This window comes from Brevundimonas sp. CURTG3B2_SDJG, from assembly GCF_057364705.1.
Window position 1 is genome coordinate 1 of sequence record NZ_JBNFOJ010000356.1, and the last position, 2,641, is coordinate 2,641.

At 70.9% G+C, this 2,641-nt stretch carries 2 protein-coding genes and 1 pseudogene; 1 reads left to right on the forward strand and 2 read right to left on the reverse strand.

Going from position 1 to position 2,641, the window contains the following annotated elements; all coding sequences use genetic code 11:
• Positions 1–924: DUF2125 domain-containing protein (locus tag AC2W7C_RS16485; RefSeq protein ID WP_486002359.1), on the reverse strand; the 924-nt coding region annotated here is incomplete at its 3' end.
• Between the two features lie 267 nt (positions 925–1,191).
• On the opposite strand from AC2W7C_RS16485, the gene AC2W7C_RS16490 reads away from it, so the two are divergent.
• Positions 1,192–1,626, forward strand: coding sequence for a VOC family protein (locus AC2W7C_RS16490; protein ID WP_486002360.1), 435 nt, complete (start codon positions 1,192–1,194; stop codon positions 1,624–1,626).
• A 64-nt stretch (positions 1,627–1,690) separates the two neighbouring features.
• Here the strand turns inward: AC2W7C_RS16490 and AC2W7C_RS16495 are convergent.
• A pseudogene (locus AC2W7C_RS16495) lies at positions 1,691–2,641 on the reverse strand (helicase C-terminal domain-containing protein); the annotation flags it as partial.

A 2,641-nucleotide genomic window follows, 5' to 3' on the forward strand; every position in this document is an offset into this window, starting at 1 on the left:
GGCGGCGCCGACCCGGTTCACCGAACCGCCGCGCGACCCGGCCAGACCCGAGATGACAGCCATCGGCTGCTCGGCGTTCAGCGCCAGGTCGCCCTGCAGGCGCCCATCCGGGCCGGCCGACAGAACGGCGCTTTCGAGCCGCGCGCGGCTCTCGCCGGCGATCAGCTCGCCCTTGATATCGGTGAAGCGGCCCCCTTGGCGGGTCCAGGCCGAGAAGATGCCGGAGGCGTCTTCGCCGGTCAGCCGGCTGGCCTGGCGCACGACCCCTTCCAGACGCAGCGTCAGGCGGCCCTGGCGGGTCGCGCCTTCGACCGGCCCGCCCGGACGGCCGCGGGCGTCCTCAAGGTTGAAGACCACGTCCACCGCGTCGACCGCGGCGTCGGCCCTGTGCGGCAGAGCCTCGAACTGGACGCGGTTCGCCGAGGCGATGGGGAACGGCTCGGCGCCCTGATGGACGGTGAAGGTCGGCCGGATCAGCTCCACCCGAAGGTCGGGGAAGCGGTCCCGGAGATGGCTGACGCTCATGCGCAGGCCGTCGCCGCGGACGGCGACCTTGCCCTTGGCGGCGCGGGTCAGGGTCAGGCCGTCCGGGGCGATGACGACCCAGTGGTCCGGGTTCCAGGCATTGGCTTCAGCGACCAGTTCGGGGGCTGCGACGCCGTGGCCCGAGGGGGCCAGGATGTCGGCGTGGGGGATGGAGACCCGGGCGCGGAACGGCCAGCCGGTGGTGGTGACCTGCGAGTGGGTGATGGTCCAGCCGTCCTGGCGCAAGACCTCGACCTGGGCCGCCAGGCGGGTCTCGATCTGCTGGGTCAGGTAGAACCACCAACCAGTCCAGGCGGCCAGGATCACCCCCGCGATGACGAAAGGCGTGACGAGGCCGCGACGAGGGTGGCGGTAGGGACGGTCGCTGGCGGAGTTCATTCGGGGTCCGGCGAAAACAGGGTCTGAAGAGTCTGAAACGTCTGAAGCCCGGAAGCGGGGCGCCAAAAAGACCCTCCGACGAGTCCGAAGGGGCCGGAGCCGGCGGCGCGTCCGAAAAAGGGTCTAGACCGTCGGTGAAGTCTGAAGCCGGACCCCGACAAACGGCTTCCCCATATGATGAAGCCGCCATTTCTTGGCAAGCGGCCGGGGTAGGGAACAGGCCCGCCGGACTCCCGTTCCGGCTGTCATCATGAACAGGAGCGCGTCATGGAAACTCAATCGCTGCATCGGGGACGCCTGATCGACCACATCCAGCTGGTGGTGCGGGACCTGGCGGCGACCCGCCGGTTCTACGAGGCGGTCCTTGAGGTCCTGGGCGTGCCGATCGGCGGCGGGGGCGACAGCTATTTCTGGGCGGACGAGCTGTTCATTTCCACGCCCGACAGCGCCGCGGCGGAGGGCCGGCTGACCGGGCGGCACCACCTGGCGTTCCAGGCCAAGGACCGGGCTATGGTGGAGGCGTTCCACAAGGCTGGACTGGCCGCGGGCGGGACCGACAACGGCGCGCCGGGCGAGCGGCCCTATCATCCCGGCTACTACGCCGCCTTCCTGCTGGACCCGGACGGCAACAACATCGAGGCGGTCTTCCACGGCGAGGCCGAGCGGTCGGCCGACAGCGTGGAGATCACGTTCGAAGAGTGAACGCTCTTGCTTTCGTCATCCCCCGGTCTGCGCCGCTTCGCGGCTTGCCGGAGGATGACGAAAGCTATTGAAGGAATCCGCCGACCAGCTCTACCGCCTCGGCCAGGCCCATGCGCAGGACCTCGGTTCCGGGCGGCAGGCTGGCGAACAGGCGGGTCGGGCAGGCGGCGTCCAGCATCACGAAGGCGCCCTTGTCGTCGGCGCGGCGGATCAGGCGGCCGAAGGCCTGGGCCATGCGGGCGCGGGCGAGCGCGTCGTCATAGGCTCGGCCCTGCGCGGAGACGCCGCCGAAGCGCTCGCGCCGCGCCTTGTGCAGCAGGTCGGGCCGGGGCCAAGGGACGCGGTCGAAGGCCAGGATGCGCAAGGACCGGCCCGGCACATCGACACCGTCCCGGACCGCATCGGTGCCCAACAGGCAGCTGTCCTGCTCGGCGCGGAAGACGTCGACCAAGGCGCCCACCTCCAGGGGATCGACGTGCTGGGCGTAGAGCGGGAGCCCCGCCTTGGCCAGGTCGGGGCCGAGCCGTTCGTAAACCGCCTTCAGTCGGCGGATGGCGGTGAACAGCCCCAGACCGCCGCCCCCGGCGGCCAGGAAAAGCTCGCGCATGGCCGCCGCCGTCTGGCGCGCATCGTCCTTGGTCAGGTCGTTGACGACGATGACGCGGCTGTTGGCGGCGTAGTCGAAGGGGCTTTCGACCTTCAGCGTCCGGGCCGGCTCGATCAGGCGGGCCGAGCCGGTGCGCAGCCGGGCCAGGTCGAAGGGATCGTCCGACATCGGATCGGACAGGGTGGCCGAGGTCACCAGCACGCCGTGCGACGGCATGACCACCGCGGCCTCCAGCGGCACGGTGGGGTCGATCCAGTGGCGGCGCAGCGCCACGTCGTGGATGCGGCCGAAGGCGGCTTCGGCCGACAGCCAGTCCAGGAAGTCCGGGTCCGGCTCGTCGCGGCGACGTCCAGAGCGGCGAGCATGGAGCGCCAGCCGGGCAGGGTCATGGCGGGCACGGCGGTCCAG

Excerpts from the sequence above, each read along its gene's own strand:
- AC2W7C_RS16490 (WP_486002360.1), top strand. The coding sequence starts at position 1,192 with ATGGAAACTCAATCGCTGCATCGGGGACGCCTGATCGACCACATCCAG.